The organism is Enterobacter sp. 237C8 (genome assembly GCF_034106865.1).
GTDB classification, from domain to species: Bacteria; Pseudomonadota; Gammaproteobacteria; order Enterobacterales; family Enterobacteriaceae; genus Enterobacter; species Enterobacter asburiae_B.
Map to the genome: position 1 here is coordinate 687,158 of NZ_JAWNDF010000001.1, position 23,844 is coordinate 711,001.

The window sequence follows — 23,844 nt, forward strand, 5'->3', positions numbered from 1 at the left end:
ATGTCTTTAATTAGTATGCACGGCGCGTGGCTCTCTTTCAGCGACTCGCCGCTTCTCGATAATGCAGAGCTGCATATCGAAGATAACGAGCGCGTCTGTCTGGTGGGCCGTAACGGCGCGGGTAAATCCACGCTGATGAAAATCCTCAACCGTGAACAGGGGCTGGATGACGGCCGCATCGTTTACGAGCAGGATCTGATCGTCTCCCGCCTCCAGCAGGACCCGCCTCGTCACGTGACAGGCAGCGTTTACGATTTCGTGGCGGAAGGCATTTCTGAGCAGGCCGAATACCTGAAGCGCTATCACGAGATTTCGCATCTGGTGATGACCGACCCGAGCGACAAGAACCTCAACGAACTGGCGAAAGTGCAGGAGATGCTCGATCACCACGGTCTGTGGCAGCTTGAAAACCGCATTAACGAGGTTCTGGCCCAGCTTGGTCTGGAAGCGGACATGGAGCTGTCGGCGCTCTCCGGCGGCTGGCTGCGTAAAGCGGCCCTGGGCCGCGCGCTGGTCAGCGGGCCGAAGGTGCTGCTGCTGGACGAACCGACGAACCACCTGGATATCGAAGCGATTGACTGGCTGGAAGGCTTCCTGAAAACCTTCAGCGGCACCATCATCTTTATCTCGCACGACCGTTCGTTTATTCGCAACATGGCGACGCGTATTGTCGATCTCGACCGCGGCAAGCTGGTCACCTATCCTGGCGATTACGACACCTATCTGCTGGAGAAAGAAGAAAACCTGCGCGTGGAAGAGCTGCAGAATGCGGAGTTCGACCGCAAGCTGGCGCAGGAAGAGGTGTGGATCCGCCAGGGCATCAAGGCCCGCCGTACCCGTAACGAAGGCCGCGTGCGCGCTCTGAAGGCAATGCGCCGTGAGCGCAGCGAACGCCGTGAAGTGATGGGTAGCGCCAAAATGCAGGTGGAAGAAGCGTCCCGTTCCGGCAAGATTGTCTTCGAAATGGAAAACGTCAACTATCAGGTTGATGGCAAAGTGCTGGTGAAAGATTTCTCCGCCCAGGTGCAGCGCGGCGACAAAATTGCGCTTATCGGCCCGAACGGCTGCGGTAAAACCACGCTGCTGAAGCTGATGCTGGGCCAGCTGCAGGCCGACAGCGGCCGCATTCACTGTGGGACTAAGCTGGAAGTGGCCTACTTCGACCAGCACCGCGCGGAGCTGGATCCGGACCGCACGGTGATGGATAACCTCGCCGAAGGCAAGCAAGAGGTAATGGTAAACGGCAAACCGCGCCACGTGCTGGGCTATCTGCAGGACTTCCTGTTCCATCCGAAACGTGCGATGACCCCAGTCCGTGCGTTATCTGGCGGAGAGCGTAATCGTCTGCTGCTGGCGCGTCTGTTCCTGAAACCAAGTAACCTGTTGATTCTCGATGAACCAACGAACGACCTGGATGTCGAAACGCTGGAATTGCTCGAAGAACTGATTGACGGTTATCAGGGGACCGTGATGCTGGTTAGCCACGATCGTCAGTTTGTGGATAACACCGTAACCGAGTGCTGGATCTTCGAAGGTGAGGGGCGAATTGGACAATACGTAGGCGGTTATCACGATGCAAAAGGGCAGCAATCGCAGTCTCTGGCGCAGAAACAGTCAAAGTCCAAAATAAGTTCAGAACCTGCTGTAACAAAAGCAGAAACTGTCAAGAAAACCTCGGCTAAACTAAGCTATAACCTGCAGCGCGAACTGGAGGGGCTACCGCAGCGTCTTGAAGAGCTGGAGGCCGCGCTTGAGGATCTGCAAAAACAGGTCGCTGATGCGTCATTCTTTACCCAATCGCATGACTATACTCAGAAAGTACTGGCTGAACTGTCCGCGGCTGAAAAAGCCCTGGAAGAAGCATTTGAGCGCTGGGAGTACCTTGAGTCTCTGAAAAACGGCGCATAGACAGGGATAACATATGTGTGACCAGCACCATGCCGACAGGCATATTTTATGCTCGCAATGCGATATGCTCGTGGCGTTGCCAGAGCTTGGTCACGGACATAAAGCCCTGTGTCCACGTTGCGGCGCAACGTTGACAACCGAGTGGGACGCGCCGCGGCAGCGTCCCACTGCTTACGCTCTGGCAGCATTGTTCATGCTGCTGCTCTCCAATCTCTTCCCCTTCATCTATATGAAGGTGGGAGGGATAACCAGCCAGGTCGATCTGCTTGAAATCCCGGGCGTGATGTTCTCGGAAGATTACGCCAGCCTCGGCACCTTTTTTCTCCTGTTTGTCCAGATAGTCCCGGCTTTTTGCCTGGTCGTTATCCTTTTGCTGGTCAACCGCGTCAGGATGCCCTCATCATTGAAAATCCGGCTGGCGCGTATCCTTTTTCAGCTTAAAAGCTGGGGCATGGCCGAGATCTTTCTGGCGGGCATTCTGGTCAGTTTCGTGAAGCTCATGGCGTACGGCGACGTGGGGATCGGCAGCAGCTTTATTCCGTGGTGCCTGTACTGTGTCCTGCAGCTGCGTGCTTTCCAGTGCGTGGACAGACGCTGGGCGTGGGATGATATCGCCCCGGCACCGACGCTTGCGCAGACGGTAAAAGTCGGCGTGCCCGGCATTCGTCAGGGGCTGCGTTCCTGTCCGTGCTGTACCGCCGTGCTGCCCGCCGATCTCGACGTTTGTCCGCGCTGCGAAACGAAAGGTCACGTACGCCGTAAAAATAGCCTTCAGTGGACGATGGCCCTGCTGGTCACCTCCATCATGTTGTATCTGCCAGCCAATATTCTACCGATCATGATCACCGATTTGCTCGGCGATAAAATGCCCTCGACGATCCTCGCCGGCGTGATCCTGCTGTGGGGCGAAGGTTCCTATCCTGTCGCCGGCGTGATCTTTATCGCCAGTATTATGGTGCCAACCTTAAAAATGATCGCCATCGCCTGGCTCTGTTGGGATGCGAAGGGTCATGGAAAACGCGACAGCGAACGCATGCACCTGATTTATGAAGTGGTCGAGTTTGTCGGACGCTGGTCAATGATTGACGTGTTTGTCATCGCCGTTCTCTCTGCACTGGTGCGGATGGGCGGTTTGATGAGTATTTATCCCGCGATGGGGGCTTTAATGTTTGCACTGGTCGTGATTATGACCATGTTTGCGGCCATGACCTTCGACCCTCGTTTATCGTGGGATCGTGAGCCTGAATCAAGCCATGAGGAAGAGTAAGAGCATGGAAAATAAGAGTGGAGAGGCGAAAGTGCAGAAGGTCAAAAACTGGTCGCCGGTGTGGATTTTCCCCATCGTGACCGCGCTGATCGGTGCATGGATCCTGTTTTATCATTACAGCCATCAGGGACCGGAAGTCACGCTGATAACCACCAATGCCGAGGGGATTGAGGGCGGTAAAACGACCATCAAAAGCCGTAGCGTGGACGTGGGCGTGGTCGAAAGCGCAACCCTGACCGACGATTTAACCCATGTGGAGATTAAGGCGCGCCTTAATGCCGGCATGGAAAAACTGCTGCACGGCGATTCCGTTTTCTGGGTGGTTAAACCGCAGGTGGGGCGCGAAGGGATCAGCGGCTTAGGGACGCTGCTCTCTGGAGCCTACATTGAACTGCAGCCCGGCACGAAGGGCAGCCAGCCTGGGCAATATCAGCTTCTCGACTCACCGCCGCTTGCGCCGCCTGATGCCAAGGGTATCCGCGTGATCCTCGACAGCAAAAAAGCGGGCCAGCTTACGGCGGGTGATCCAGTACTGTTCCGCGGCTACCGCGTCGGTTCCGTTGAAACCAGCACCTTCGATGCGCAAAAGCGTACCATCAGCTATCAGCTGTTCATCAATGCGCCAAACGATCGTCTGGTGACCAGCAACGTTCGCTTCTGGAAGGACAGCGGGATCGCGGTCGATCTTACGTCGGCGGGGATGCGCGTAGAAATGGGTTCCTTAACCACGCTGTTTGGCGGCGGGGTGAGCTTTGATGTGCCGGAAGGGCAGGATCTGGGGCAGCCGGTTGCCGAGAAAACGGCGTTCAGACTCTTTGACGATCAGCGAAGCATTCAGGACGCGCTTTATACCGATCACATCGACTTCCTGATGTTCTTCAAAGATTCCGTCCGCGGCCTGCAGCCGGGCGCGCCCGTTGAGTTCCGTGGTATTCGTCTTGGTACAGTTGGGCAAGTTCCGTTCTTTGTTCCGGGCCTGAGCCAGATGCTTGACGATGATTACCGCATTCCGGTACTGATCCGCATCGAGCCGGAACGTCTGCTTAACCAGATTGGCGAGAATCAGGATATTGCCACCCATATCAGTCAACTGATGGACCGTGGTCTGCGAGGTTCCTTGAAGACGGGTAATCTGGTGACCGGTGCGCTGTATGTGGATATGGACTTCTACCCGAAAGCACCGCCGATTACCGGTATTCGTGAATTTGGTGGCTACAAGATCATCCCAACGGTGAGCAGCGGTCTGGCTCAGATCCAGCAGCGTCTGATGGAAACGCTGGATAAGATCAACAATCTGCCACTGAATCCGATGATTGAAGCGGCGACGAACTCGCTGAGCGAAAGCCAGGCAACGATGCGTCGCCTGCAAACCACGCTGGATAACATCAACAAGATCACTGCGAGCCAGAGCATGCAGCAGCTGCCGCAGGATATGCAGAAAACGCTGCGTGAGCTGAACCGCAGTATGCAGGGCTTCCAGCCGGGTTCAGCGGCGTACAACAAGATGGTGGCAGATATGCAGCGTCTTGATCAGGTCTTGCGTGAACTGCAGCCGGTGCTGAAAACGCTCAACGAGAAGAGCAATGCGCTGGTGTTCGAAGCGAAAGATAAAAAGGATCCTGAGCCGAAGAGGGCAAAAGAATGAAAAAGTGGCTATTGATGGTTGGCGCTCTGCTGTTAACGGCGTGCAGTTCAGGGGTAGATAATAAAAGCTACTATCAGCTGCCTGTGTCTACCCACAGCGGTGGACAAAGCACGGCCAGCCAGGGAAACCGCCAGTTGTGGGTTGAGCAGGTTGCCGTGCCGGATTATCTGGCAGGAAACGGCGTGGTCTATCAGACCAGCGACGTTAAATACGTGATTGCGACGAACAACCTGTGGGCCAGCCCGCTGGATCAGCAGCTGCGCAACACGCTGGTGGCCAATCTGGGCAGCCAGCTTCCGGGCTGGGTTGTCGCGTCGCAGCCGCTGGGTAACGACCAGGATACGCTTAACGTCACGGTAACGGGCTTCCACGGCCGTTATGACGGTGCGGTGGTGATCAGCGGGGAGTGGTTGCTGAACCATCAGGGGCAGCTGATTAAGCGTCCTTTCCATCTGGAGCTGAAGCAGCAGAAAGATGGCTATGACGAAATGGTAAAAGTCCTGGCTCAGGGTTGGGCACAGGAGTCGGCCAGCATCGCGAGAGAAATTTCCCGTCTGCCATAAGTAAAATTCATCATCAAAAACCGCAGTTGGACTGTCGCTGATTGCGGTTTTTTTTCGTTTTCACTTCAGATTGTTACTTGTGCCACGTCACAATTTTTGTACAAATGAACTTCCGGCTAGCTCACAAATATGACACCCGTATGAATTTTGAACATTGACGATGCGACTAATTCGGGGTATTCGTTATCTGTGTCTGTGCATTGAGTGCAGACACTGTTTTCTTTCCACCAGACAAAAGAATGAGGGAAACGAGGCATGAAGAGACAGAAACGAGATCGCCTGGAACGGGCTCATCAACGTGGTTATCAGGCCGGCATCGCTGGACGTTCTAAAGAAATGTGTCCTTATCAGACGATAAATCAAAGGTCACAATGGCTTGGAGGCTGGCGAGAAGCCATCGGCGACAGGGCACTCATAGCCTGATAACGTCTCTTTCAAAAAAGAAACCTCCGCAATGCGGAGGTTTCGCCTTTCTGGAGGTGCGAAAAGCACGATCAGAAAGCTGATGTGTCCTGGAACAGGCCAACTTTCAGGTCGCTTGCGCTATAGATCAGACGACCGTCGACCAGCACTTCGCCATCTGCCAGGCCCATAATCAGGCGGCGGTTTACGATGCGCTTGAAGTGAATACGATAGGTCACTTTCTTCGCTGTAGGCAGAACCTGGCCAGTGAATTTTACTTCGCCCACGCCCAGCGCGCGACCTTTACCTTCGCCGCCCAGCCAGCCCAGATAGAAGCCAACCAGCTGCCACATGGCATCCAGGCCCAGACAGCCAGGCATTACCGGATCGCCAATAAAGTGGCAACCGAAGAACCACAGGTCCGGGTTGATATCGAGTTCTGCTTCTACGTAACCCTTATCGAAGTTGCCGCCGGTTTCGGTCATTTTCACGACACGGTCCATCATCAGCATGTTCGGGGCCGGTAACTGTGGGCCTTTAGCGCCAAACAGTTCACCGCGACCAGAGGCAAGAAGATCTTCTTTTGTATAGGATTCGCGTTTATCTACCATGTTCTCAGTAAGCCTTATTTTAGTGAAGGACGCAGGATAGCTAACACGTGTACGCTGAACAAGTCCGATCAGTTCGAACTAAACCAGCCCAGCCAGCGTAACGGCCATGGATAACGATGACGAGCATCCTGCTGTGTCGCCTGAGCTATGCGCTCCTGGATAGTCTGCATCAGGGTAGTTTGCCCTTCGCCATCCCAAACCAGATTTGTCAGTAAGGGTAGCGCATCCTCAATCCCTTCGATGGCCCAGATGGCGAATTGCTCTTGCTCAACCGCATCCAGAATATCCTGACTGAGGCTCAAATGGCGTGCGTTGGGAGCAGGAATAATCACCCCCTGTTTGCCGTTTAAACCGCGCTGCTGACAGATAGAGAAGAAGCCTTCAATTTTCTCGTTGAGGCCTCCCACTGGCTGGGCACGACCGAACTGGTCCACCGAACCGGTGATCGCGATGTTCTGATTGATGGGCACTTCCGCCAGGGCGCTGATTAAGGCGCACAGCTCGGCCATAGAGGCGCTATCGCCATCCACTTCGCTGTAGGACTGCTCAAACGTCAGCGAGGCGGAGAAGGGGATCTGTTGCTCAAGCTGCAGCTCTGACATCAAAAACGCCTGCATGATCATCATGCCTTTCGCGTGAATGTTGCCGCCCAGCTCGGCTTTTCGTTCAATATCGGTGAACTCGCCATCGCCAATGTGCACAACGCAGCTGATACGGGACGGTTCCCCGAATGCGCGCGGATGGCCAGGAAATTCAATCACCGACAGGGCGTTGATTTGCCCGACGCGTTCGCCTTCGGTTTCCACCAGAATTTGTTCCAGCAGAATTTCATCCTGCATACGGTCGGCAAGATAGCCTTCTCGCCACTCACGCTGAGCCAGCATCTGAGTGAGCTGTTCTCCGGTGAACGTCCCGTTACCGCTAATCACACCCACTTCACGCAGCTGTTTGCCGATCCAGAGCGGGCAAAGCGGCAGCGTTTCTTGGTCTCCGGTGTAACGTACCGCTTCGCGGATTAAGCCCGGCCACGCGTCAGCCGCAGGGGTTGGCAGCGCAAAACGCTCAGCAACGGCCATCACCCACTGGCACCACTCCGCCATATCGTCGGCGTCAGCAATCTGGATGTTGTCTTCGTATTCGCTATACACCGCCTGCTCAGCGAGTTCTGGCTCCATTTCCTGGAAATCCGCCAGCGATTCGCGGTCGCCTGTCAGCACGACGGTCAGCGACAGCGGCATAGACGGAACAGAGACAGGCAGAGGACGAGACTCGTCGTAGCCGACCCAGTCGAAACGCTGCTGGTTGACGATAGTTTTCAGACGCATCCACAGCAGCGGCTGCGAGAGCAGGGTACGCAGTGAGATGATGAGAACACCGCCATTTGCGCGATGAACCAGCCCCGGCTGCAGCGAAAGTTCGCCGTTAAACTGGCGCAGACAACCAAAGAGTTGTTCCGCCTCGACCCAGTTAGCGGTAATCACTTCGCCTTTAACGGCAAAACGGCCATCGGTCTGCGCCGTTGGTTCGAAAGTGACATCATGTCCCGCAATACGATACTGGCCGCCAAAAACTGCGTTCGCTTCCGGCTTCAGCTGGCGCACGGCATCACCGAGCAGCGTCAGGTATTCCGCTTCTTCCGGGGCCTTGAGCAGCATGAAGGGCGCTGTTGCCCATGGGCTTAACACCTGCTCCAGCGCATAATGCAAACGAGGCTGCGTATCGCTAAGGATGAATTCGTGTTCTTTTGCGAGTTCGGGCTGTGCAAACAGTTCCTGGTAACTTTCGGTATCCGGAACAAGGTCACGCCATGCAAGTTTCGTAATGGTCAAAGTTGATGTTTTTTAGTCAGATGTAAAAGCGTGGAGTATACCGTAAGCGGGGGGCTGTACCCAAGCAGGATTGGGGATTTCGACAGGGCGATTGGCTGCATTCACTCACAGGATATGATTTCTTTTCAGCAGATTGCTAAAAAACTGATATTCTGAACAGAGTTACGTGGTAACACTGAGATCGCAATGAAATATCAACAACTGGAAAATCTCGAAAGCGGCTGGAAATGGAAGTACCTGGTCAAAAAGCACCGTGAAGGGGAGCTGATCACCTGCTACGTCGAAGCCAGCGCTGCGCAAGAAGCCGTGGATATTTTGCTGACCCTCGAAAATGAACCGGTACAGGTTAACGGCTGGATCGAGAAACACATCAATCCCGCGTTGTTAAACCGGATGAAGCAAACTATCCGCGCGCGACGCAAACGGCATTTTAATGCTGAGCATCAGCACACTCGCAAAAAATCAATCGACCTGGAGTTCGTTGTCTGGCAACGCCTGGCTGGGCTGGCACAACGACGGGGCAAAACGCTGTCGGAAACCATCGTGCAGCTGATTGAGGATGCCGAACATAAAGAGAAGTACGCCAACCAGATGTCGACGCTGAAGAACGACCTTCAGGCTCTGTTGGGTAAAAAATAGATTTTTCTTTTCTTCAGACAATAAAAAACCCCGCATGGCGGGGTTTTTTTATAAGACGATAACTTATGCCGCTGGCTGAGTTACAACGTCTTTGATGCCTTTAACTTCGATCTCTACGCGACGATCTGGAGCCAGGCAGTCGATCAGTGCAGCGCGAGCTTTCACGTTGTCACAGGTGTTGCCAGTAACTGGGTTAGATTCGCCCATACCACGTGGGGAGATCTTGTTAGCTGGGATACCTTTAGAGATCAGGTAATCAACAACAGACTGAGCACGTTTCTCAGACAGTTTCTGGTTGTAAGCGTCAGAACCGATACGGTCGGTGAAGCCCAGAACCACTACGGAACCGTCTTTAGGATCCAGGTTGCTCAGCTGGGTGTACAGCTGATCCAGTGCCTGCTGGCCTTCTGGTTTCAGAGTCGCTTTGTTGAAGTTGAACAGAACGTCAGACTTCAGAGTGAAGTGCTTGGTCTGTACTTCTGGAGCTGGAGCCGGCGCTGGAGCAACAACTGGAGCTGCTTCTTCCTGCTGGCCGAAACGGTAGGAAACACCTACGCTCAGCATGCCGTTGTCTGGACGAACACCAACGGTGTTGCCGTCGCCGATGTTGTTAACCCACTGGTATTCCAGACGGGTAGCGATGTCACGGGTCATAGCCCACTCAACGCCACCAGCGAATACTGGGGAAACACCGGTGTCATGGTTGTCACCAGAGATGTTGTTGCTGGAATCTGCGCGCCATACCATGCCGCCCAGACGGGTGTACACGTCCAGATCGTCAGTGATTGGGTAGCCCAGTTTAGCGGTCAGCTGAACGCCCTGTGCTTTGAAAGCGCCGTTGATGGTGTCGCCTTTGTATGGCATACGACCTAACCAGTCGTAACCCATTTCAAAACCAACATACGGGTTAACCTGATAGCCACCGAACGCACCTGCACCAAGCTGGCTCTCGTGAGTTGGGCCATCATTGTTCAGGCTGCTGTTGTACCAGCCGGTGTCGTGGAACTGAGACCAGCCCAGTTTACCACCTGCATACCAGGTATTATCTTTCGGAGCGGCCTGCGCTACGGTAGCGAAGCCAGCCAGTGCCACTGCAATCGCGATAGCTGTCTTTTTCATTTTTTGCGCCTCGTTATCATCCAAAATTCGCCATGAAAGTCTCAGGAGAGAATCACGGTTAAATCCTTCACCGGGGGGCGTGGTCAAATATAAATCTACCGATATCTTCGGCTTAGGCCGAGCACCCCTGGCGATGTAAAGTCTACAACGTAGCTGAAAACTTACAAGTGTGAAGTCCGTCAGGCATATGAAAAAAAAAGTTCCGTATACCGATTATTTAACATTTTTCGAACGAATTTTGTGCAATAAAATTAAGGAGAACCGCACCAGACAAGCCTTGCCGCAATTTTCAGGCCGGGAACTTTAATGCCATCTTGTGGTCAAAAAAAATTCCAGGAAAAATCTTAATTTCACTCAATGATACAAATTGGAGTGAATTTTTAGCCCAGAAAGTTGTCCTCTGCGGTAAGAATCCGATCGAACCGGACGCATAATGAACCCGATCGCATTCCCTTCTTCGGCTGCTTCAGTCAGACGGAAATGTTCCTCTTCCGTCAATTCTTCCGGTAACCATCCAATCACCACGCTGTAATTTCCGGTGCGTAACGCGCGGATCATCGACTCAACGGTATCGCACGGCGGGAGCTGATTAATTTGCATGACCTTAGTAAGCGGCAGGCCTGCGGACTGAACCCACTCACGGCTCAGTTTTTGCTGGGGCGTGAGCCAAAGCTGCCAGCGCGATTGCTGACCAAGCTGTTGCAATAACGGCAACAACAGAAGTTGCGTCAACAGGGGCTGGTCTTCACGATAAACCACTTCACTGATAAGCCCCGTGGAAACACGCTCGACGGAATTCTGCGCGACATTGCCTGCGGTAGAAGAGAGAGAGGTTGAGCGATTTGCATAGCCTGAAGTGTGCATATTCATTCCAGCCCTGTAGTTACTGTATGGATATACAGTAACCCCTGTATGCATAAAGATCAACCTCATTTTCGGAAAGCGACTCGCAAAATTCATTCAATGTTGATGTCCCTCGAAAAATCATCTTGCTCATCGGCAATAAGTTGCCTATTTTCCTGCTAACGGATCCGCTAGTAAGAAATTTCGTTGTTACTTTATGATTTTGAAGGGAAATATCATGAAAAAGATATCTTATGAACGGATTTATAAATCCCAGGAATACCTCTCCCCGTTGGGCGAGATTCATCATCGCGCGCTGTTTGGAGGCTATACCCTGGCGGTGGATGATGCGGTTTTTGCCATGGTGTCAGACGGAGAGCTTTATCTTCGCGCCTGTGAAGAGAGTGCGAAATACTGTGTAAAAAATGCCTCCTCTTTTTTGACGTTGATGAAGCGAGGCCGCCCGGTGCTGCTCAACTATTATCGTGTGGATGACGGATTATGGCACGACAGGGAGCGGCTGCTTCAGCTCTCCTCGTTTGCGCTCAGTGCGGCAAGAAAAGAGCGCTATCAGCGCCATCAACGAAACCGACTCAAGGATCTGCCAAACCTGACCTTTCAGCTTGAAGTCTTGCTCTTTGAAGCTGGCATCACCAATGAGGAAACGCTGCGGGCACTGGGTGCCAGAGCGAGCTGGCTGAAGATGCGGGCAAAAAACAAAGCGCTCGGTATTAAGGTTCTCTTCGCGCTGGAAGGGGCTATCGAGGGGCTGCATGAGGCGGCACTCCCGGCAGGCATTCGCCGGGAGCTGACGGAGTGGTTTAATGCGCTGCCTGAGCCACAGGAGAATCACTCCTCCAGGTAGCGATTTGCTGTTGCAGCCGGCAAATTTCAGGCAGCAGAGCGATAAGCAGGCCTATTTGCTGAAGAACCAGCGGCGCTTTGCTGTCGTTTCCAGGGTCAAGATGCGCAATGCGTTGAGCCAGTTCATCCAGGGCCTGTTGAACGCGCGGCTCATCGGCCGGTCGGTGATGAAGTGCGTCATCAACGTAACAGACGGCATCATCGAGCAGGTTGAGAATGCCCGGGTTGGTGAGTTTCTCACGGTGGGCACCCAGCGTCGAAATATAGCTGGTGAACGTATGGTTCAGACAGAGCAGGCGGAACGCAGTCTCACGAATCTCTGCCGTGGCGCGAGGCTCCGTTGACATGTTAGAGACAACGGAGGCCAGTTCTGCGTCACTGTTGTGCGCGTCGCGACGGGCTATCCGGTAAGCCAGGCGGTTATCGCGCCCCTGGTGGTACTGCTCCAGGATTGCGTCAAGGTATCGACAGTTGGCGTTCATTGCCCTGTCTACCACGCGCAGCAAATTGCGGAAACGCCAGTCCGGCCAGATAAAGCTGACCGCAGCCCAGGCAATCGCACAGCCAATCAGGGTATCGATCACGCGGGGCAGGGCGACTTCGAACCCTTCACCCAGCAGGTTAAAGCAGAGCAGCACCAGCAGCGTAATGAACATGGTGGCGTGAGCATACTGCACGTTGCGAAACGCGAAGAACAACACGCCGGTGATCACAATCAGGATCAGTTGACCTTCAACGGAGGGCACGAAATAGAGTACCGGAAGGCCAATCGCGACGCCGACCAGCGTGCCGATAATACGCAGCGCAAGACGGTGTCGGGTGGCGTTATAGTTCGGCTGGCAGACGAACAGGCTGGTCAGCAGGATCCAGTAGCCGTGGTGCAGCCCGGTTATCTGGATAAAGGCATACCCCACGCACAGCACCAGCGACATTCTTACCGCGTGGCGAAAGAGTGCCGACTCCGGCGTAAAGTTACGGCTCAGACGCAGCCACATATCGCTAACGCTGTGCACGCTGTCATCAGCAAGCTGATTTTCCACCTCACTGCCCGGCAGCGCCATCGCCTGTTCGGACTCAATGGTCGCCAGCTGAGCATCAATCGCCCGCAGGTTGTTCAGCAGAAAGCCCAGCGCTTTGATGTGCTCCGGTGACGTTCCGCTGGCCTGAACGCGGTCGAGCGCCGCATCAAGATGGCTGAATACGCGTTCAAAGCGGGGGTCATGCTGATAGGGCGTACGCAGCAGAATGGAGCGCGAGAGCTGCTGACACGCCTGAGACTGCATGGACAGCAGGCGCTGGAAGCGGAACATCACGTCGCTGTAGCGGAACTTCTCGCGCAGGGCCGCGTATTGAACGTGCGAGGAGCTGGCACGTTCGTGAATGTCCTGGGCGGCAAAATAGTAGTGTAAGGTCCTTCGCGTTCCGCGCTGACCGCGATCGCCGCGCAGACGGGTAAGCAGAGAGGCTTTTGTCTGGTTAAGGGTGGCGACCAGCTGGCCATTTGCCAGCGCCAGATCGTAGAGCGGAGCCTGGCTTTCTTCCTCGATATCCGGGTCGAACAGCCGGGATTTCAGTTCCAGATAGTGGGCTAATTGCTCAAAGCTGCGGGCAAGGTTATCCTGCAGCGGGCGAACCGGGAAGATCAGATGACCGGTTAGCGTCAGCAGGTTATACCAGATGGCGCCCAGCAGCAGGAGAACCGGCTGCTGGTACCACTGGTCATAGAGGGAAACGCCCAGCATGGTGTAGATAGCGATCAGCAATGCACCAAACGCGATGGTGGCATAGCGCTGCCCGAGGCCGCCCAGCAAAATAAACCCGCTGGTTGAGAGCGTAAGGCCCAGGGCAAACAGCCAGGGCCACGGGAAAAGCAGCTCAACGGACGCTGACGCAATGAAAAAGCAGACGAGCGTGATGACCAGGTTACGTAAGCGCCCGGCCAGACGATCGTCCAGGTCCGCCAGCGCCCCGGCCACTACCCCCAGCGTAAGCGGAATGGTGAGCTTGACATCATTCAGCCACCAGGGCAGTGCAACCGTGCCGCAAAGCGCGATAAATATCCTGACGTTGTATAGCCAGGTGCTGTTCCAGGTATAACGGCGAAGCAGTGGGCTTAGCATAAACGCGGCCGGTCCTTATTTACTGAAAACGACGACGCGCGTTTGCTTCACGCGCCGCCTGGGCCACTTCTACCGGAACAACCCTGCGACCAACGGGCCAAAGGGCGATAGCGGCGATCTTAAAGTTCGCTATCCCCACCGGAATACCAATAATCGTGATGCACTGTGCAATACCGGCAAAAATATGCATGATGCACAGCCACCAGCCGAAGAAAATCAGCCACAGAATGTTCAGCAGGGTTCCGCCCGTATTCATCAGGGCGTTTTTGCTCTCCGGATTGAGCTCGTCAACGTGGATAGCTTCATTTCCGTAGGGGATTAAGGAGAGTTTTGTGATCTCCCAGCAGGAACGGGTCAGGGGAAGCGTGAAAATCAGGACGATGCTCACCAGCGTGGCGAAAAGCCAGGAAAGGGTGGTGGCAAAACCGCCCAGCACAAAATTCAACACATTCAGAACGGTACGCATAAACCCTCACTTCCTTTCGATAAAATTAACGCCCAATGATTGTAACGTTTTTTTAGGCTGGAGCACCTTAAAACTGGCAGTTAAACTGTCAGGTAAATTATCTCTTCGTGGATTTGGCGGAACATGGAACTGAAAGCAACCTCGTTAGGCAAACGCCTGGCGCAACACCCTTACGACAGGGTGGTTCTCCTTAATGCCGGGGTGAAAGTCTCCGGGGAACGCCACGAATACCTTATTCCGTTTAATCAGCTTCTGGCTATCCACTGTAAGCGCGGGCTGGTGTGGGGCGAGCTGGAGTTCGTTCTGCCTGACGATAAAGTCGTGCGTCTTCACGGCACCGAGTGGTCGGAAACCCAGCGTTTCCATCATCACCTGAACGCACTCTGGCAGCAGTGGAGCCAGGATATGAGCGTAATTGCCGCCCAGGTGCTGCAGCAGGTGCTGGACGATATCGCGCAGAGCAACGCACAGCACGCGTGGCTGACCCGTCAGCAGACCGCCGGGCTGCAGCAAAAGATCCGACAGGCACTCTCGGCGCTGCCGCTCTCCGTGACGCGTCTCGACGAGTTTGACAACTGTCGCGACGCCTGGCGCCAGTGTCAGGCCTGGCTGAATGATAAGGATAAAAGCCGTCTCGCCCATAACCAGGCCTGGACGGACGCTATGCTCACCCAATACGCCGACTTTTTCAGTACGGTGGAGTCTTCACCGCTCAATCCGGCCCAGGCGCGCGCGGTGGTCAACGGCGAGCAGTCGCTGCTGGTGCTGGCGGGGGCCGGTAGCGGTAAAACCTCGGTGCTGGTGGCGCGTGCCGGCTGGCTGCTGACGACCGGAGAAGCGGTAGCCGATCAAATACTGCTTCTGGCCTTTGGCCGCAAGGCTGCTCAGGAGATGGACGAACGTATCCAGGAACGTCTGCACACGCGGGATATCACGGCCAGAACCTTCCATGCCCTTGCGCTGCATATTATTCAGCAGGGCAGTAAAAAAGTGCCTTCCATCAGTAAGCTGGAAAACGACGCGCAGGCGCGTCAGGCGCTGTTCATCAAAGCGTGGCGCCAGCAGTGCAGTGAGAAAAATGCGCAGGCGAAAGGGTGGCGTCAGTGGCTGGAGGAGGAGCTCGGCTGGGAGGTGCCAGAGGGCAGCTTCTGGCAGGATGACAAACTGGCGCGTCGGCTGGGTTCGCGACTTGACCGCTGGGTCAGCCTGATGCGAATGCACGGTGGAACGCAGGCAGAGATGATTGAAAGCGCGCCGGAGGCGATTCGCGATCTGTTCTCGAAACGGGTCAAGCTGATGGCTCCGCTGCTGAAAGCCTGGAAAACCGCGCTGAAAGAGGAAAATGCCGTCGATTTCTCAGGTTTAATCCATCAGGCCATCATCATTCTTGAGAAGGGACGTTTTGTCAGCCCGTGGAAACACATTCTGGTGGATGAGTTCCAGGACATCTCTCCGCAGCGTGCTGAGCTGCTCTCGGCGCTACGGGCGCAAAATAAACATACGTCGCTGTTTGCGGTGGGTGACGACTGGCAGGCCATCTATCGCTTCAGCGGGGCGCAGCTCTCCCTGACGACCGCGTTCCACCACTATTTTGGCGAAGGGGATCGCAGCGATCTGGACACCACCTACCGCTTCAATTCACGCATTGGTGAGATCGCCAACCGCTTTATCCAGCAAAACCCGCATCAGCTGGCCAAGCCGCTCAATAGCCTGCGCCCAGGGGATAAAAAAGCGGTCACCCTGCTGGCGGATGACCAGCTGGAGCCGCTACTGGACAAACTCAGCGGCTACGCGAAGCCCGATGAACGTATTCTGGTGCTGGCGCGCTACCATCACCTTAAGCCCGCAGCGCTGGAAAAAGCCGCCACCCGCTGGCCGAAACTGCAGCTTGAATTTATGACAATTCACGCCAGCAAAGGGCAGCAGGCTGACTATGTGATTGTGCTGGGGCTGAAAGAGGGCAGCGACGGTTTCCCGGCCCCGGCCCGCGAGTCGGTGATGGAAGAGGCCCTGCTGCCGGTGCCGGAAGACTTCCCGGATGCCGAAGAGCGGCGTTTGCTGTATGTGGCCATCACCCGCGCGCGGCATCGCGTGTGGCTGCTGTTCAATAAAGAGGAGCCATCCGTGTTTGTCGATATCCTGAAGAGTATTGATGTGCCGGTGGCGCGTAAGCCATAACGATATCAGGCAAGATTTTGTAGCCGGGTAAGGCATAGCCGCCACCCGGCAAAAAAGCTACTTCAGTCTGTCGGAAAGATAACGCTGATAGTCCGGAATAAGGATATCAACCGGCGAGTTAAACTGCGGCGATTCGATGATGAAATCCGCCGTCGACAGGTTTGTCGCCACCGGAATATTCCACACCGTCGCCAGGCGCAGCAGCGCTTTAACATCCGGATCGTGCGGAACCGCGTTCAGCGGGTCCCAGAAGAAGATCAGCACATCAATTTTCCCTTCGGAAATCTGCGCGCCGACCTGCTGATCGCCGCCCATCGGCCCACTCAGCATGGCATTCACCTGCAGACCCGTTTCGCGCTGGATCAGGTTACCGGTTGTGCCGGTCGCCGACAGGGCGTGCTTTTCCAGCGAAGGCTGATGGCGGCGAACCCAGTTAAGCAGCATTTGTTTACAGTGATCGTGCGCCACAAGAGCAATGTGTTTGCGCTCAGGCAGCGTGCGTGTTGTCAGTTCCATAATCATATCCATCAGGTTAACTGACTACACGATGACGGGAACCGTCTGACGCTGCAAGAGAAAGGCGTAAAAAATGTGGCTTATGATGAAGGTTGTTGTTTTGCCCATTGTAAAAACCGGGCCCGCGTGTCGGGATCGGCCTGCTGGAACCAGAATTTAAGGCGCTGTTCCGTCAGGGTCTGGGACTGGGGAGGAATAACGTCCAGTTCAGAGACGCCGGATAAAAGCGTACTGTCATCCGCCATCATGGTGGCAAACTGCGGAAGCGATGCGCGTTTTCCCGCTTTGTTATAGGTCTGGGTCGCGGCCTCGTAATCCGGGCCTTTCGGCGAGGTCGTTAACGCCAGAATATCCAGCTTCACCGGAATCGGCATCGCATTCCCGTCCAGCAGTTCAACGCGGGGTGAAGCGTCGAAGGCCGCAGATTCCTTCTCCGTTTCAAGGCGAGGCAGGGTGATGTTCACCTGACTGATTTGCCGGGTATTAAAGCTGACGATCAGAGGCGGGGAGATGTACATCCGTTGCTCGTGATTAGCCAGACCGATCGACTTTTCTACCCGAAAGACCAGCTGATGCGGCCCGTTATCTAACTCGATGCTGTCTGCACCGCGCAATAACGAGCTGGAGACCTTTTTTCCGTCCAGTACAAGAAGATCAATGTCGGTAGAGAGCCGGAGCGTGGTAGCAAAAACGCAGACCGGCATCACTAACGCAATCAGGGCAGTGGCAATACCGGTTTTCATAGAAGGCTCCCGTCAGAAATCCTGTCGCCGCATTAATGTATCTAAATTTTTCGATAATCACGTTTACTAACATATAGACATATTTCGCCGTTTTGCCCTCATGCATCTGTATGGGATGGATGGTTGAGATGTGCGGTTTGGCGTACACTTTTAAAAAAGCCAGGAGAAAAACCATGAAAGAGAACGATATTGCCGAGATTCTGACATCCACGCGTACCATTGCGCTGGTGGGCGCGAGCGATAAACCCGATCGTCCCAGCTATCGGGTGATGAAATACCTTCTCGATCAGGGCTATCACGTTATCCCGGTCTCACCAAAAGTGGCGGGGAAAACATTGCTGGGTCAGCAGGGTTACGCCACGCTCGCGGACGTGCCGGAAAAAATCGATATGGTCGATGTCTTCCGTAATTCCGAGGCAGCGTGGGAAGTGGCGCAGGACGCTATCGCCGTAGGGGCGAAAACGCTGTGGATGCAGCTGGGCGTGATTAACGAGCAGGCCGCCGTGCTGGCGCGGGATGCGGGGTTGAAGGTCGTCATGGATCGCTGTCCGGCGATCGACATCCCCCGTCTGGGGCTGGCGAAGTAATAAAAAAAAGCCCGTTTATCGGGCTTTTTTTACACGCTTAGTTCCGCAGGCGCGGAGCCTGTAACTGTTTGCGGATAGTCTGAGCAAGTTCATCCATTGTGGGTTGCTCCGGATGCTCTTCCTGCAGCTCGCTACTCAGCTGCGCTTCGGCCAGATAGGTGTGAACGGGTTGTCCATCATCACCTTCCATTACCACATGGTACCAGGGCGCGGCGCGAAGCTCTGCGTTCACCGCCAGCTCGTCTGCTGACGGTTCATCAAGGGAATACTCCGGGTCGATATCCACGACCACACCCAAATACCCTAGCAAAGTGTGGCGGACCTGCTGGCCGATACCGAATTTGCTGGCAATCATAGTCACCTCCCGGGAAACACTACTTACACGTTATGTGCGGGCAATATTTCTCTTTTCAAGTTACATGACGCGACAGGCAAACCCTTTCAGATACAGTCCTTCCGGGTAGGTAGCAATCACGGGGTGATCGGCTGCCTGACGGAACTGCTCTATAAATTGTACATCACGACCAGCATCTATTGCGGCATCGGCGATGATTTTCTGAAATAAATCTGTGGTCATCAGGCCGGAGCAGGAGAAGGTGAGCAGAACCCCGCCCGGGTTCAGCAGCTGGATAGCCAGCATGTTGATATCTTTATACCCGCGGCACGCGCCCATCAGCTGGCTTTTGTTTTCCACAAACTTCGGCGGATCCATCACGATGACGTCGAACTTCTCGCCCTGATCGCGATATTTACGCAGCAGCTTGAACACGTCATCGCGGACAAACTCCGCTTTGCACAAGTCCAGCTTGTTGAGCTCGACGTTCTGTTTTGCCACGTCCAGCGCTTCCTGCGACGTGTCCACGCTCACCACCTGAGCACAGCCGCCCATCAGCGCCGAAACGGCAAAACCGCCGGTATAGGAGAAGCAGTTCAGCACGCGTTTGTCGGCGACGTACTGACGCGTAGCCAGACGGCTGTCGCGCTGGTCGAGGTAGTAACCCGTTTTGTGCCCGCCCTGAATATCCACCAGCAGCTTCATGCCGTGCTCTTCAATCGGCAGCAGGGCCGGTGGCAGTTCGCCCGTTACGGGCCCCTGAGTCAGCTCCATGCCTTCTTTTTTGCGCACCGCCACATCGCTGCGGTCGTAAATGGCGCATTCCGGGAACAGCGTTTGCAGCGCGCTGATCAGCGCGGCACGCTGGTATTCCGCTCCGGCGCTCAGGAGCTGCAGCACCAGGAAGTTACCGAAGCGATCGATGGTCACGCCAGGCAGGCCGTCGGACTCACCGGCAATCAGGCGGTAGCTGTCCAGCCCGTCGCGTTTTGCCAGCCAGTCGCGCCACTGCTGCGCCTGCTGCAGACGGCGAACGAAGAAGTCGATGTCGATGGTTTCATCTTTATCAAACGTCCAGACGCGAGCGCGGATCTGGGACGCTGGCGAGTAGGCGCCTCGCGCTAACCATTTCCCCTGATGGTCAACGATATCAATGGTTTCACCGAGGCTGGCTTTGCCTTCCATACGGGCAACCGCGCCGGAAAAGACCCAGGGATGACGGCGCAGTAATGATTTCTCGCGCCCTTTGGCTAACACTAAACGTACACTCATAATTTGCTGTTCTGTCGATTTCAGGAAATGGCGCGTAGATTACCACATTCAGCAAGGCGCAATCATCTGCGGATACCGTTGAGCGTTTCGGCACAAAATCAAATCGCTTAGGCACATTACGATATTGCAGCTGGGTTTAGAGTGGGGCTTCCGGTACAGCAGAGGAAGCACCCATGAAAAAGCGCAGTGTGATAGCAATAGCCGCTCTGACGGCGATGAGTTTTCAGGTTTTAGCAACAACGCCTTTCGACGTCACCAGCCGGGATATTTCCGGCGAAAGGCGACTGGCGCAACAGCAGGTATTTGAGGGGTTTGGCTGCCACGGTGGGAATATCTCTCCACAGCTGGCATGGAAAAATCCGCCTGCCGGTACGAAAAGTTTTGCCGTCACGGTATATGACCCGGATGCGCCTACCGGAAGCGGCTGGTGGCACTGGACCGTAGCCAATATTCCGGCGAAGACAATGACGCTGCCCGCTGATGCCGGTAACCCAAACGGCGAGAAATTACCTGCCGGCGTTGTGCAGGGGCGTAATGATTTCGGCTATTCTGGATTCGGCGGCGCATGTCCACCCGAAGGGGACAAGCCTCACCGCTATCAGATTACCGTCTGGGCCCTGGACGTGGATAAACTGCCCGTCGACAACAATGCCAGCGGCGCGCTGGTCGGTTTTATGCTCAATAGTCACGTTCTGGCAAAGGCTCAGTTAACAGCAACCTACAGCAGATAAGGATGGCAGGGTGCAGGAGTTTCATTTTCGACATAACCATCTTACCGCGGGTGAAGTGACTGCCAGCAAAATGCATCGCCTGCACCAGGTTAAGCTCTTTTTTCCGGCTATTTGTCATATCACTCACGGCACTAAGGTGATAGTTCAGGATGATAACCGCCTGGAGGCGACACGGGATGAGCTCATCATTATCCCGGCCAATACGGCGATGGAGATTATCAATCAGCCTGTAAACGGTCTGTTTCACTCGGATTTGCTGATGTTATCCCCGGAGATCGTCGCCGAGTTTAAGGCGCATTACCTGAAATCCTGGCCGCGCACGACGCTGCATTCGCTCTGCGCCCCGCTGAGCGAGGGATTGGCGTTTATGTGGGACAATCTGCTGCACGCCGTGCGTCAGGATTTACCGGAGGCGCTACAAAAGCATCAGGCTTTCGGCCTTTTGCTGGCCCTGCTGCACGATGGCGTGGCGGGTCCGCTGCTTGTTGAGCGCAACAGTAACCTGACCGAGCAGGTGCGGCAGTTCATTATGCTGTCGCCCTCCAGAGCCTGGACCGCGCAGGATGTCGCCAGCCGTCTGGCCTTAAGCGTGCCGACGCTGCGCAGACGCTTACGTGAAGAGTCGCAGAGTTTTCGCCAGATCGTGGAGGAGGTGAGGATGGCCGTTGCTTTGTCACAGCTCCAGTCAACCCGATTACCAATTGGCGAAATCGCATTACAATGTGGGTATCTTTCCAGCTCTCGTTTCACCGCCCGTTTCCGGCAGCACTATGGCTGTTTGCCGAAAACGCTACGTTAAGGAGAAGAAAAATGTCAAAAGTCTGCACCATTGCCTGGGTTCACGGCGTTGTTCAGGGCGTGGGGTTCCGCTACAGCACCCAGCGCGAAGCGGTTGAGCTTGGGCTCACGGGATACGCGCGAAATAGGGACGACGGCAGCGTTGAGGTGGTCGCCTGCGGCGAAGCGGAGCAGGTCGACAAGCTGGTGGCGTGGCTGAAAGCGGGCGGGCCGCGCAGCGCACGGGTTGATAAGGTGTTAACGGAACCGCATCAACCCGGGCGCGAATACGTAAACTTCGGGATTCGGTATTAAATACACTTCACCGGCTTAGGCAGGCCGGCAATTTTGGTGGCCTGTTTTGCCGGGCCTTTCGGGAACAGACGATACAGATAGCGGCTGTTGCCTTTCTCTTCGCCGAACTTATTGGCCATGGCTTTGACCAGCATGCGGATCGCCGGAGAGGTGTTGAATTCAAGATAGAACTCGCGGACAAAACGCACCACTTCCCAGTGTTCGGGGGAGAGGGTAATCCCTTCGTTTTCCGCAATTTTCTCCGCCAGCGGCTCGCTCCAGAGCGTCGTATCTTTCAGATAGCCTTCGCTATCGGTCTCAATTTCCTGGCCTGCAAAAATGAACATAATCTTCTGTCGTCTGTGAAAAAAACGGCGACAGTGTAGCAAAAAAGCCGCCGAAGGATAAGCCGTGCCCTACAGGAGCAGTTGCAGCAGATTGTTGGCATTAAGCTTTTTCAGCGCGTTGCATTTATGGGTTGAAACCTGCTTCTCAGACATACGCGTCACGATGGCAATGTGGCGTACCGGCAAGCCGGTAAGCATCAGATCGAGCACGTTGAATTCAAGGCCGGTAAGACAGCAGTCAAGACTTCGGACGCGGCGAGGCTCTTTTGCCAGCAAATATGCCGCATCAGCGACGGCGATCCGGTCATCGATGATATAAAGGGTCAACGTACTGAAACGCTTGCGTAAATGCGTCGCCAGCGCCCACCCCTTTTCATTGCAGACCAGATACAGGCTGCCTTGCCAGCGGGCGGCTTCCAGTCTGAGCAAAATGTTTATCAATGCCTGATGCGTACCCGCCACGGAAAAACGGCAGCGTACGACAACCACGCGGCGGGTAAGCAGCGCTGGCTGCCATTGCACGGTGTCGCTTTGGACCTCTGGCTGAACGCCCCGACGCAGCAGCGCGTAGCGCAACCCTTCGGCGTAAAATCGATTATTGTCGAGAATAGCGTAACTCACGGTGACCTCGTTATAACGTGCTGGGCGTATAGATAACGCGCAGCGTGCCGGTATAGTCGCCCGCGTTTTTGCTGCTGGCGGCAAACGCGGGGGTTTTCAGGATAATAGGGGCAGGGATGCACAATACGCTCTCGCGTCCGCCGGGCAGCACGACCTGACGCAGATGCTGCGGATCGTTCGTGCCTTGCCAGACCAGGGTTTTACCGTTCGCGACGGCTTCGGTTGCGCCTGTTATTGGATTGGTGACGGAGACCCGATAATCGAGACGATCCCGCGCATCGGTCTGGCTACCGCCGCGTCGCCTGATAGAAAACGCGCCTTCGGCACGATCCGCTGAGGGGAGTCCGTCATCCTCAAAGCGAAGATAGGCGCGGGTGCTGGTACTGTTTTTGCCGTCGTAAAGGCACATATCCAGCGAGTTTTCACCCTGGATCTCACTACCTCCCGGCCGCCCCGGGAAGTTGGTCAGGTTGAGGTTAACGACGGGCGTTGAGTGCGGAAAGGCCGGCAGATAAATCTGCTGATTACCCGGATCGACCACCTCAATGCGAATGTTTGCCTGCCACCTGGCGATGGTGAGGTAGCCAGGGCATCCGACGTTTACGTCATTGAAGTTTCCGCCACAGTCGGCGCTCCCCCATTGACGCAGGTTCTGCTTCAGCGTTGCGGTCCAGATCCCCGGCAGGGCGAGCTTATCCAGTTCGCTTTTCACAATATAGAAATCGAAATAGGGCTCTCTGTTCCAGGCGCTGAGATCGCCCGTTCCCCCCGTGACAAAGCTGGCAAAGGTAAAGACTTTATTGTTGATAAACATGTAGTGATCGCCATACACCTTGATATCCACCGTCTTGCTGGTGAGGGCATGCGTGAAACGTAAATTGATGGCATAGGGCGCGGCCGGGTTAGCTGAGAACCAGACCGGTGAGTTCATGCAGGCCCCGTTCGTGGTATCAGTTCGGGACTCACAGGTCAGGGTATTACGTCCCCACTTTTGCGGGTCGGCGAGGTCATAGCCGCCCGATTCATGAAACCAGATATCGAAACGCGCAGGCGATGCCGTACGATCGAAGCTGATCCCAACGCTGGTGTTTCGTCCCGCAGGGGCGCCCGCCAGCGCCTGGCCTGTCCACAGGCTTAAGAACAGTAATATAAAGAAGCACTTAATCAC

At 55.1% G+C, this 23,844-nt stretch carries 25 protein-coding genes; 12 read left to right on the forward strand and 13 right to left on the reverse strand.

Annotated elements, in window-relative coordinates:
* The 5 genes from USF70_RS03260 to rmf all read left to right on the forward strand — a co-directional run bounded on the left by USF70_RS03260 (position 1) and on the right by rmf (position 5,806).
* Positions 1–1,908, forward strand: a complete 1,908-nt coding sequence (locus USF70_RS03260) for an ABC transporter ATP-binding protein (protein ID WP_033145115.1) — start codon at positions 1–3, stop codon at positions 1,906–1,908.
* Between the two features lie 13 nt (positions 1,909–1,921).
* Positions 1,922–3,175: a membrane integrity-associated transporter subunit PqiA gene (pqiA, locus tag USF70_RS03265; RefSeq protein WP_023311024.1), complete on the forward strand. Its 1,254-nt coding sequence runs from the start codon at positions 1,922–1,924 to the stop codon at positions 3,173–3,175.
* 4 nt (positions 3,176–3,179) lie between these two features.
* Positions 3,180–4,820, forward strand: a complete 1,641-nt coding sequence (gene pqiB / locus USF70_RS03270; protein ID WP_033145117.1) for an intermembrane transport protein PqiB — start codon at positions 3,180–3,182, stop codon at positions 4,818–4,820.
* The gene (pqiC, locus tag USF70_RS03275) at positions 4,817–5,383 is read left to right on the forward strand and encodes a membrane integrity-associated transporter subunit PqiC (RefSeq protein WP_033145118.1); all 567 of its coding nucleotides are present in this window, start codon (positions 4,817–4,819) and stop codon (positions 5,381–5,383) included. The genes pqiB and pqiC overlap by 4 nt, the downstream gene beginning before the upstream one ends.
* A gap of 255 nt (positions 5,384–5,638) precedes the next feature.
* A complete protein-coding gene (gene rmf, locus USF70_RS03280; protein WP_013097261.1) occupies positions 5,639–5,806 on the forward strand; it encodes a ribosome modulation factor in 168 nt (55 codons plus the stop codon).
* A 71-nt stretch (positions 5,807–5,877) separates the two neighbouring features.
* Here the strand turns inward: rmf and fabA are convergent, their stop codons facing one another.
* Together fabA and USF70_RS03290 are read right to left on the reverse strand one after the other, a co-directional pair.
* Positions 5,878–6,396 carry a 3-hydroxyacyl-[acyl-carrier-protein] dehydratase FabA gene (gene fabA, locus USF70_RS03285; RefSeq protein ID WP_008499931.1) on the reverse strand — a complete coding sequence of 173 codons (519 nt, stop codon included), beginning with the start codon at positions 6,394–6,396 and terminating at the stop codon, positions 5,878–5,880.
* Positions 6,397–6,464: 68 nt separating this feature from the next.
* Positions 6,465–8,225, reverse strand: coding sequence for an AAA family ATPase (locus tag USF70_RS03290; RefSeq protein WP_182383273.1), 1,761 nt, complete (start codon positions 8,223–8,225; stop codon positions 6,465–6,467).
* A gap of 186 nt (positions 8,226–8,411) precedes the next feature.
* On the opposite strand from USF70_RS03290, the gene matP reads away from it, so the two are divergent.
* Complete coding sequence (gene matP / locus USF70_RS03295; RefSeq protein ID WP_032658161.1) at positions 8,412–8,864, forward strand: macrodomain Ter protein MatP; 453 nt, start codon at positions 8,412–8,414, stop codon at positions 8,862–8,864.
* Between the two features lie 63 nt (positions 8,865–8,927).
* Here the strand turns inward: matP and ompA are convergent, their stop codons facing one another.
* Positions 8,928–9,983, reverse strand: a complete 1,056-nt coding sequence (ompA, locus tag USF70_RS03300; protein WP_023311028.1) for a porin OmpA — start codon at positions 9,981–9,983, stop codon at positions 8,928–8,930.
* A 354-nt stretch (positions 9,984–10,337) separates the two neighbouring features.
* Positions 10,338–10,847 carry an SOS-induced cell division inhibitor SulA gene (gene sulA / locus USF70_RS03305; RefSeq protein WP_033145120.1) on the reverse strand — a complete coding sequence of 170 codons (510 nt, stop codon included), beginning with the start codon at positions 10,845–10,847 and terminating at the stop codon, positions 10,338–10,340.
* A gap of 217 nt (positions 10,848–11,064) precedes the next feature.
* On the opposite strand from sulA, the gene USF70_RS03310 reads away from it, so the two are divergent.
* Complete coding sequence (locus USF70_RS03310) at positions 11,065–11,691, forward strand: TfoX/Sxy family DNA transformation protein (RefSeq protein ID WP_320735268.1); 627 nt, start codon at positions 11,065–11,067, stop codon at positions 11,689–11,691.
* Here the strand turns inward: USF70_RS03310 and yccS are convergent.
* Both yccS and USF70_RS03320 read right to left on the reverse strand, forming a co-directional pair.
* Positions 11,648–13,810 carry a YccS family putative transporter gene (gene yccS, locus USF70_RS03315; RefSeq protein ID WP_320735269.1) on the reverse strand — a complete coding sequence of 721 codons (2,163 nt, stop codon included), beginning with the start codon at positions 13,808–13,810 and terminating at the stop codon, positions 11,648–11,650. The genes USF70_RS03310 and yccS overlap by 44 nt on opposite strands.
* Positions 13,811–13,829: 19 nt before the next feature.
* Positions 13,830–14,276, reverse strand: coding sequence for a YccF domain-containing protein (locus tag USF70_RS03320; protein WP_023311032.1), 447 nt, complete (start codon positions 14,274–14,276; stop codon positions 13,830–13,832).
* 123 nt (positions 14,277–14,399) lie between these two features.
* Here USF70_RS03320 and helD point away from each other — a divergent pair, with 123 nt between their 5' ends.
* On the forward strand, positions 14,400–16,454 hold the full coding sequence (helD, locus tag USF70_RS03325) for a DNA helicase IV (RefSeq protein ID WP_320735270.1): 2,055 nt from the start codon (positions 14,400–14,402) through the stop codon (positions 16,452–16,454).
* A 57-nt stretch (positions 16,455–16,511) separates the two neighbouring features.
* Here the strand turns inward: helD and mgsA are convergent, their stop codons facing one another.
* Entirely contained in the window at positions 16,512–16,970 is a 459-nt protein-coding gene (gene mgsA, locus USF70_RS03330) for a methylglyoxal synthase (protein WP_033145124.1), read from the reverse strand.
* An 80-nt stretch (positions 16,971–17,050) separates the two neighbouring features.
* On the reverse strand, positions 17,051–17,713 hold the full coding sequence (csgI, locus tag USF70_RS03335) for a curli synthesis inhibitor (protein WP_033145125.1): 663 nt from the start codon (positions 17,711–17,713) through the stop codon (positions 17,051–17,053).
* Between the two features lie 173 nt (positions 17,714–17,886).
* Between csgI and USF70_RS03340 the strand changes: the two genes are divergently transcribed.
* Positions 17,887–18,300: a CoA-binding protein gene (locus USF70_RS03340; protein WP_028012609.1), complete on the forward strand. Its 414-nt coding sequence runs from the start codon at positions 17,887–17,889 to the stop codon at positions 18,298–18,300.
* Between the two features lie 37 nt (positions 18,301–18,337).
* Here USF70_RS03340 and hspQ read toward each other — a convergent pair whose 3' ends face one another.
* Both hspQ and rlmI read right to left on the reverse strand, forming a co-directional pair.
* Positions 18,338–18,655, reverse strand: coding sequence for a heat shock protein HspQ (hspQ, locus tag USF70_RS03345; RefSeq protein WP_008499919.1), 318 nt, complete (start codon positions 18,653–18,655; stop codon positions 18,338–18,340).
* Positions 18,656–18,715: 60 nt separating this feature from the next.
* A complete protein-coding gene (gene rlmI / locus USF70_RS03350; RefSeq protein WP_320735271.1) occupies positions 18,716–19,906 on the reverse strand; it encodes a 23S rRNA (cytosine(1962)-C(5))-methyltransferase RlmI in 1,191 nt (396 codons plus the stop codon).
* 173 nt (positions 19,907–20,079) lie between these two features.
* On the opposite strand from rlmI, the gene USF70_RS03355 reads away from it, so the two are divergent.
* The 3 genes from USF70_RS03355 to yccX are packed head-to-tail and all read left to right on the forward strand — an operon-like array spanning position 20,080 to position 21,729.
* Positions 20,080–20,637, forward strand: coding sequence for a kinase inhibitor (locus USF70_RS03355; RefSeq protein WP_033145127.1), 558 nt, complete (start codon positions 20,080–20,082; stop codon positions 20,635–20,637).
* A 10-nt stretch (positions 20,638–20,647) separates the two neighbouring features.
* Positions 20,648–21,436 (forward strand): AraC family transcriptional regulator, encoded by a 789-nt coding sequence (locus USF70_RS03360; RefSeq protein ID WP_033145128.1) that lies wholly within the window; start codon positions 20,648–20,650, stop codon positions 21,434–21,436.
* 11 nt (positions 21,437–21,447) lie between these two features.
* The gene (gene yccX, locus USF70_RS03365) at positions 21,448–21,729 is read left to right on the forward strand and encodes an acylphosphatase (protein ID WP_033145129.1); all 282 of its coding nucleotides are present in this window, start codon (positions 21,448–21,450) and stop codon (positions 21,727–21,729) included.
* Here yccX and tusE read toward each other — a convergent pair.
* The 3 genes from tusE to USF70_RS03380 all read right to left on the reverse strand — a co-directional run bounded on the left by tusE (position 21,726) and on the right by USF70_RS03380 (position 23,844).
* The gene (gene tusE / locus USF70_RS03370) at positions 21,726–22,055 is read right to left on the reverse strand and encodes a sulfurtransferase TusE (protein WP_008499913.1); all 330 of its coding nucleotides are present in this window, start codon (positions 22,053–22,055) and stop codon (positions 21,726–21,728) included. The two genes, yccX and tusE, sit on opposite strands and share 4 nt — an antisense overlap.
* A 69-nt stretch (positions 22,056–22,124) precedes the next feature.
* Complete coding sequence (locus USF70_RS03375) at positions 22,125–22,676, reverse strand: LuxR C-terminal-related transcriptional regulator (RefSeq protein ID WP_047061513.1); 552 nt, start codon at positions 22,674–22,676, stop codon at positions 22,125–22,127.
* 10 nt (positions 22,677–22,686) lie between these two features.
* Positions 22,687–23,844, reverse strand: coding sequence for a CfaE/CblD family pilus tip adhesin (locus USF70_RS03380; RefSeq protein ID WP_221702532.1), 1,158 nt, complete (start codon positions 23,842–23,844; stop codon positions 22,687–22,689).

Coding starts and splice junctions, on each gene's coding strand:
- USF70_RS03260 (WP_033145115.1), top strand. CDS start 1: ATGTCTTTAATTAGTATGCACGGCGCGTGGCTCTCTTTCAGCGACTCG.
- pqiA (WP_023311024.1), top strand. CDS start 1,922: ATGTGTGACCAGCACCATGCCGACAGGCATATTTTATGCTCGCAATGC.
- pqiB (WP_033145117.1), top strand. CDS start 3,180: ATGGAAAATAAGAGTGGAGAGGCGAAAGTGCAGAAGGTCAAAAACTGG.
- pqiC (WP_033145118.1), top strand. CDS start 4,817: ATGAAAAAGTGGCTATTGATGGTTGGCGCTCTGCTGTTAACGGCGTGC.
- rmf (WP_013097261.1), top strand. CDS start 5,639: ATGAAGAGACAGAAACGAGATCGCCTGGAACGGGCTCATCAACGTGGT.
- fabA (WP_008499931.1), bottom strand. CDS start 6,396: ATGGTAGATAAACGCGAATCCTATACAAAAGAAGATCTTCTTGCCTCT.
- matP (WP_032658161.1), top strand. CDS start 8,412: ATGAAATATCAACAACTGGAAAATCTCGAAAGCGGCTGGAAATGGAAG.
- ompA (WP_023311028.1), bottom strand. CDS start 9,983: ATGAAAAAGACAGCTATCGCGATTGCAGTGGCACTGGCTGGCTTCGCT.
- sulA (WP_033145120.1), bottom strand. CDS start 10,847: ATGCACACTTCAGGCTATGCAAATCGCTCAACCTCTCTCTCTTCTACC.
- USF70_RS03310 (WP_320735268.1), top strand. CDS start 11,065: ATGAAAAAGATATCTTATGAACGGATTTATAAATCCCAGGAATACCTC.
- yccS (WP_320735269.1), bottom strand. CDS start 13,810: ATGCTAAGCCCACTGCTTCGCCGTTATACCTGGAACAGCACCTGGCTA.
- USF70_RS03320 (WP_023311032.1), bottom strand. CDS start 14,276: ATGCGTACCGTTCTGAATGTGTTGAATTTTGTGCTGGGCGGTTTTGCC.
- helD (WP_320735270.1), top strand. CDS start 14,400: ATGGAACTGAAAGCAACCTCGTTAGGCAAACGCCTGGCGCAACACCCT.
- mgsA (WP_033145124.1), bottom strand. CDS start 16,970: ATGGAACTGACAACACGCACGCTGCCTGAGCGCAAACACATTGCTCTT.
- csgI (WP_033145125.1), bottom strand. CDS start 17,713: ATGAAAACCGGTATTGCCACTGCCCTGATTGCGTTAGTGATGCCGGTC.
- USF70_RS03340 (WP_028012609.1), top strand. CDS start 17,887: ATGAAAGAGAACGATATTGCCGAGATTCTGACATCCACGCGTACCATT.
- hspQ (WP_008499919.1), bottom strand. CDS start 18,655: ATGATTGCCAGCAAATTCGGTATCGGCCAGCAGGTCCGCCACACTTTG.
- rlmI (WP_320735271.1), bottom strand. CDS start 19,906: ATGAGTGTACGTTTAGTGTTAGCCAAAGGGCGCGAGAAATCATTACTG.
- USF70_RS03355 (WP_033145127.1), top strand. CDS start 20,080: ATGAAAAAGCGCAGTGTGATAGCAATAGCCGCTCTGACGGCGATGAGT.
- yccX (WP_033145129.1), top strand. CDS start 21,448: ATGTCAAAAGTCTGCACCATTGCCTGGGTTCACGGCGTTGTTCAGGGC.
- tusE (WP_008499913.1), bottom strand. CDS start 22,055: ATGTTCATTTTTGCAGGCCAGGAAATTGAGACCGATAGCGAAGGCTAT.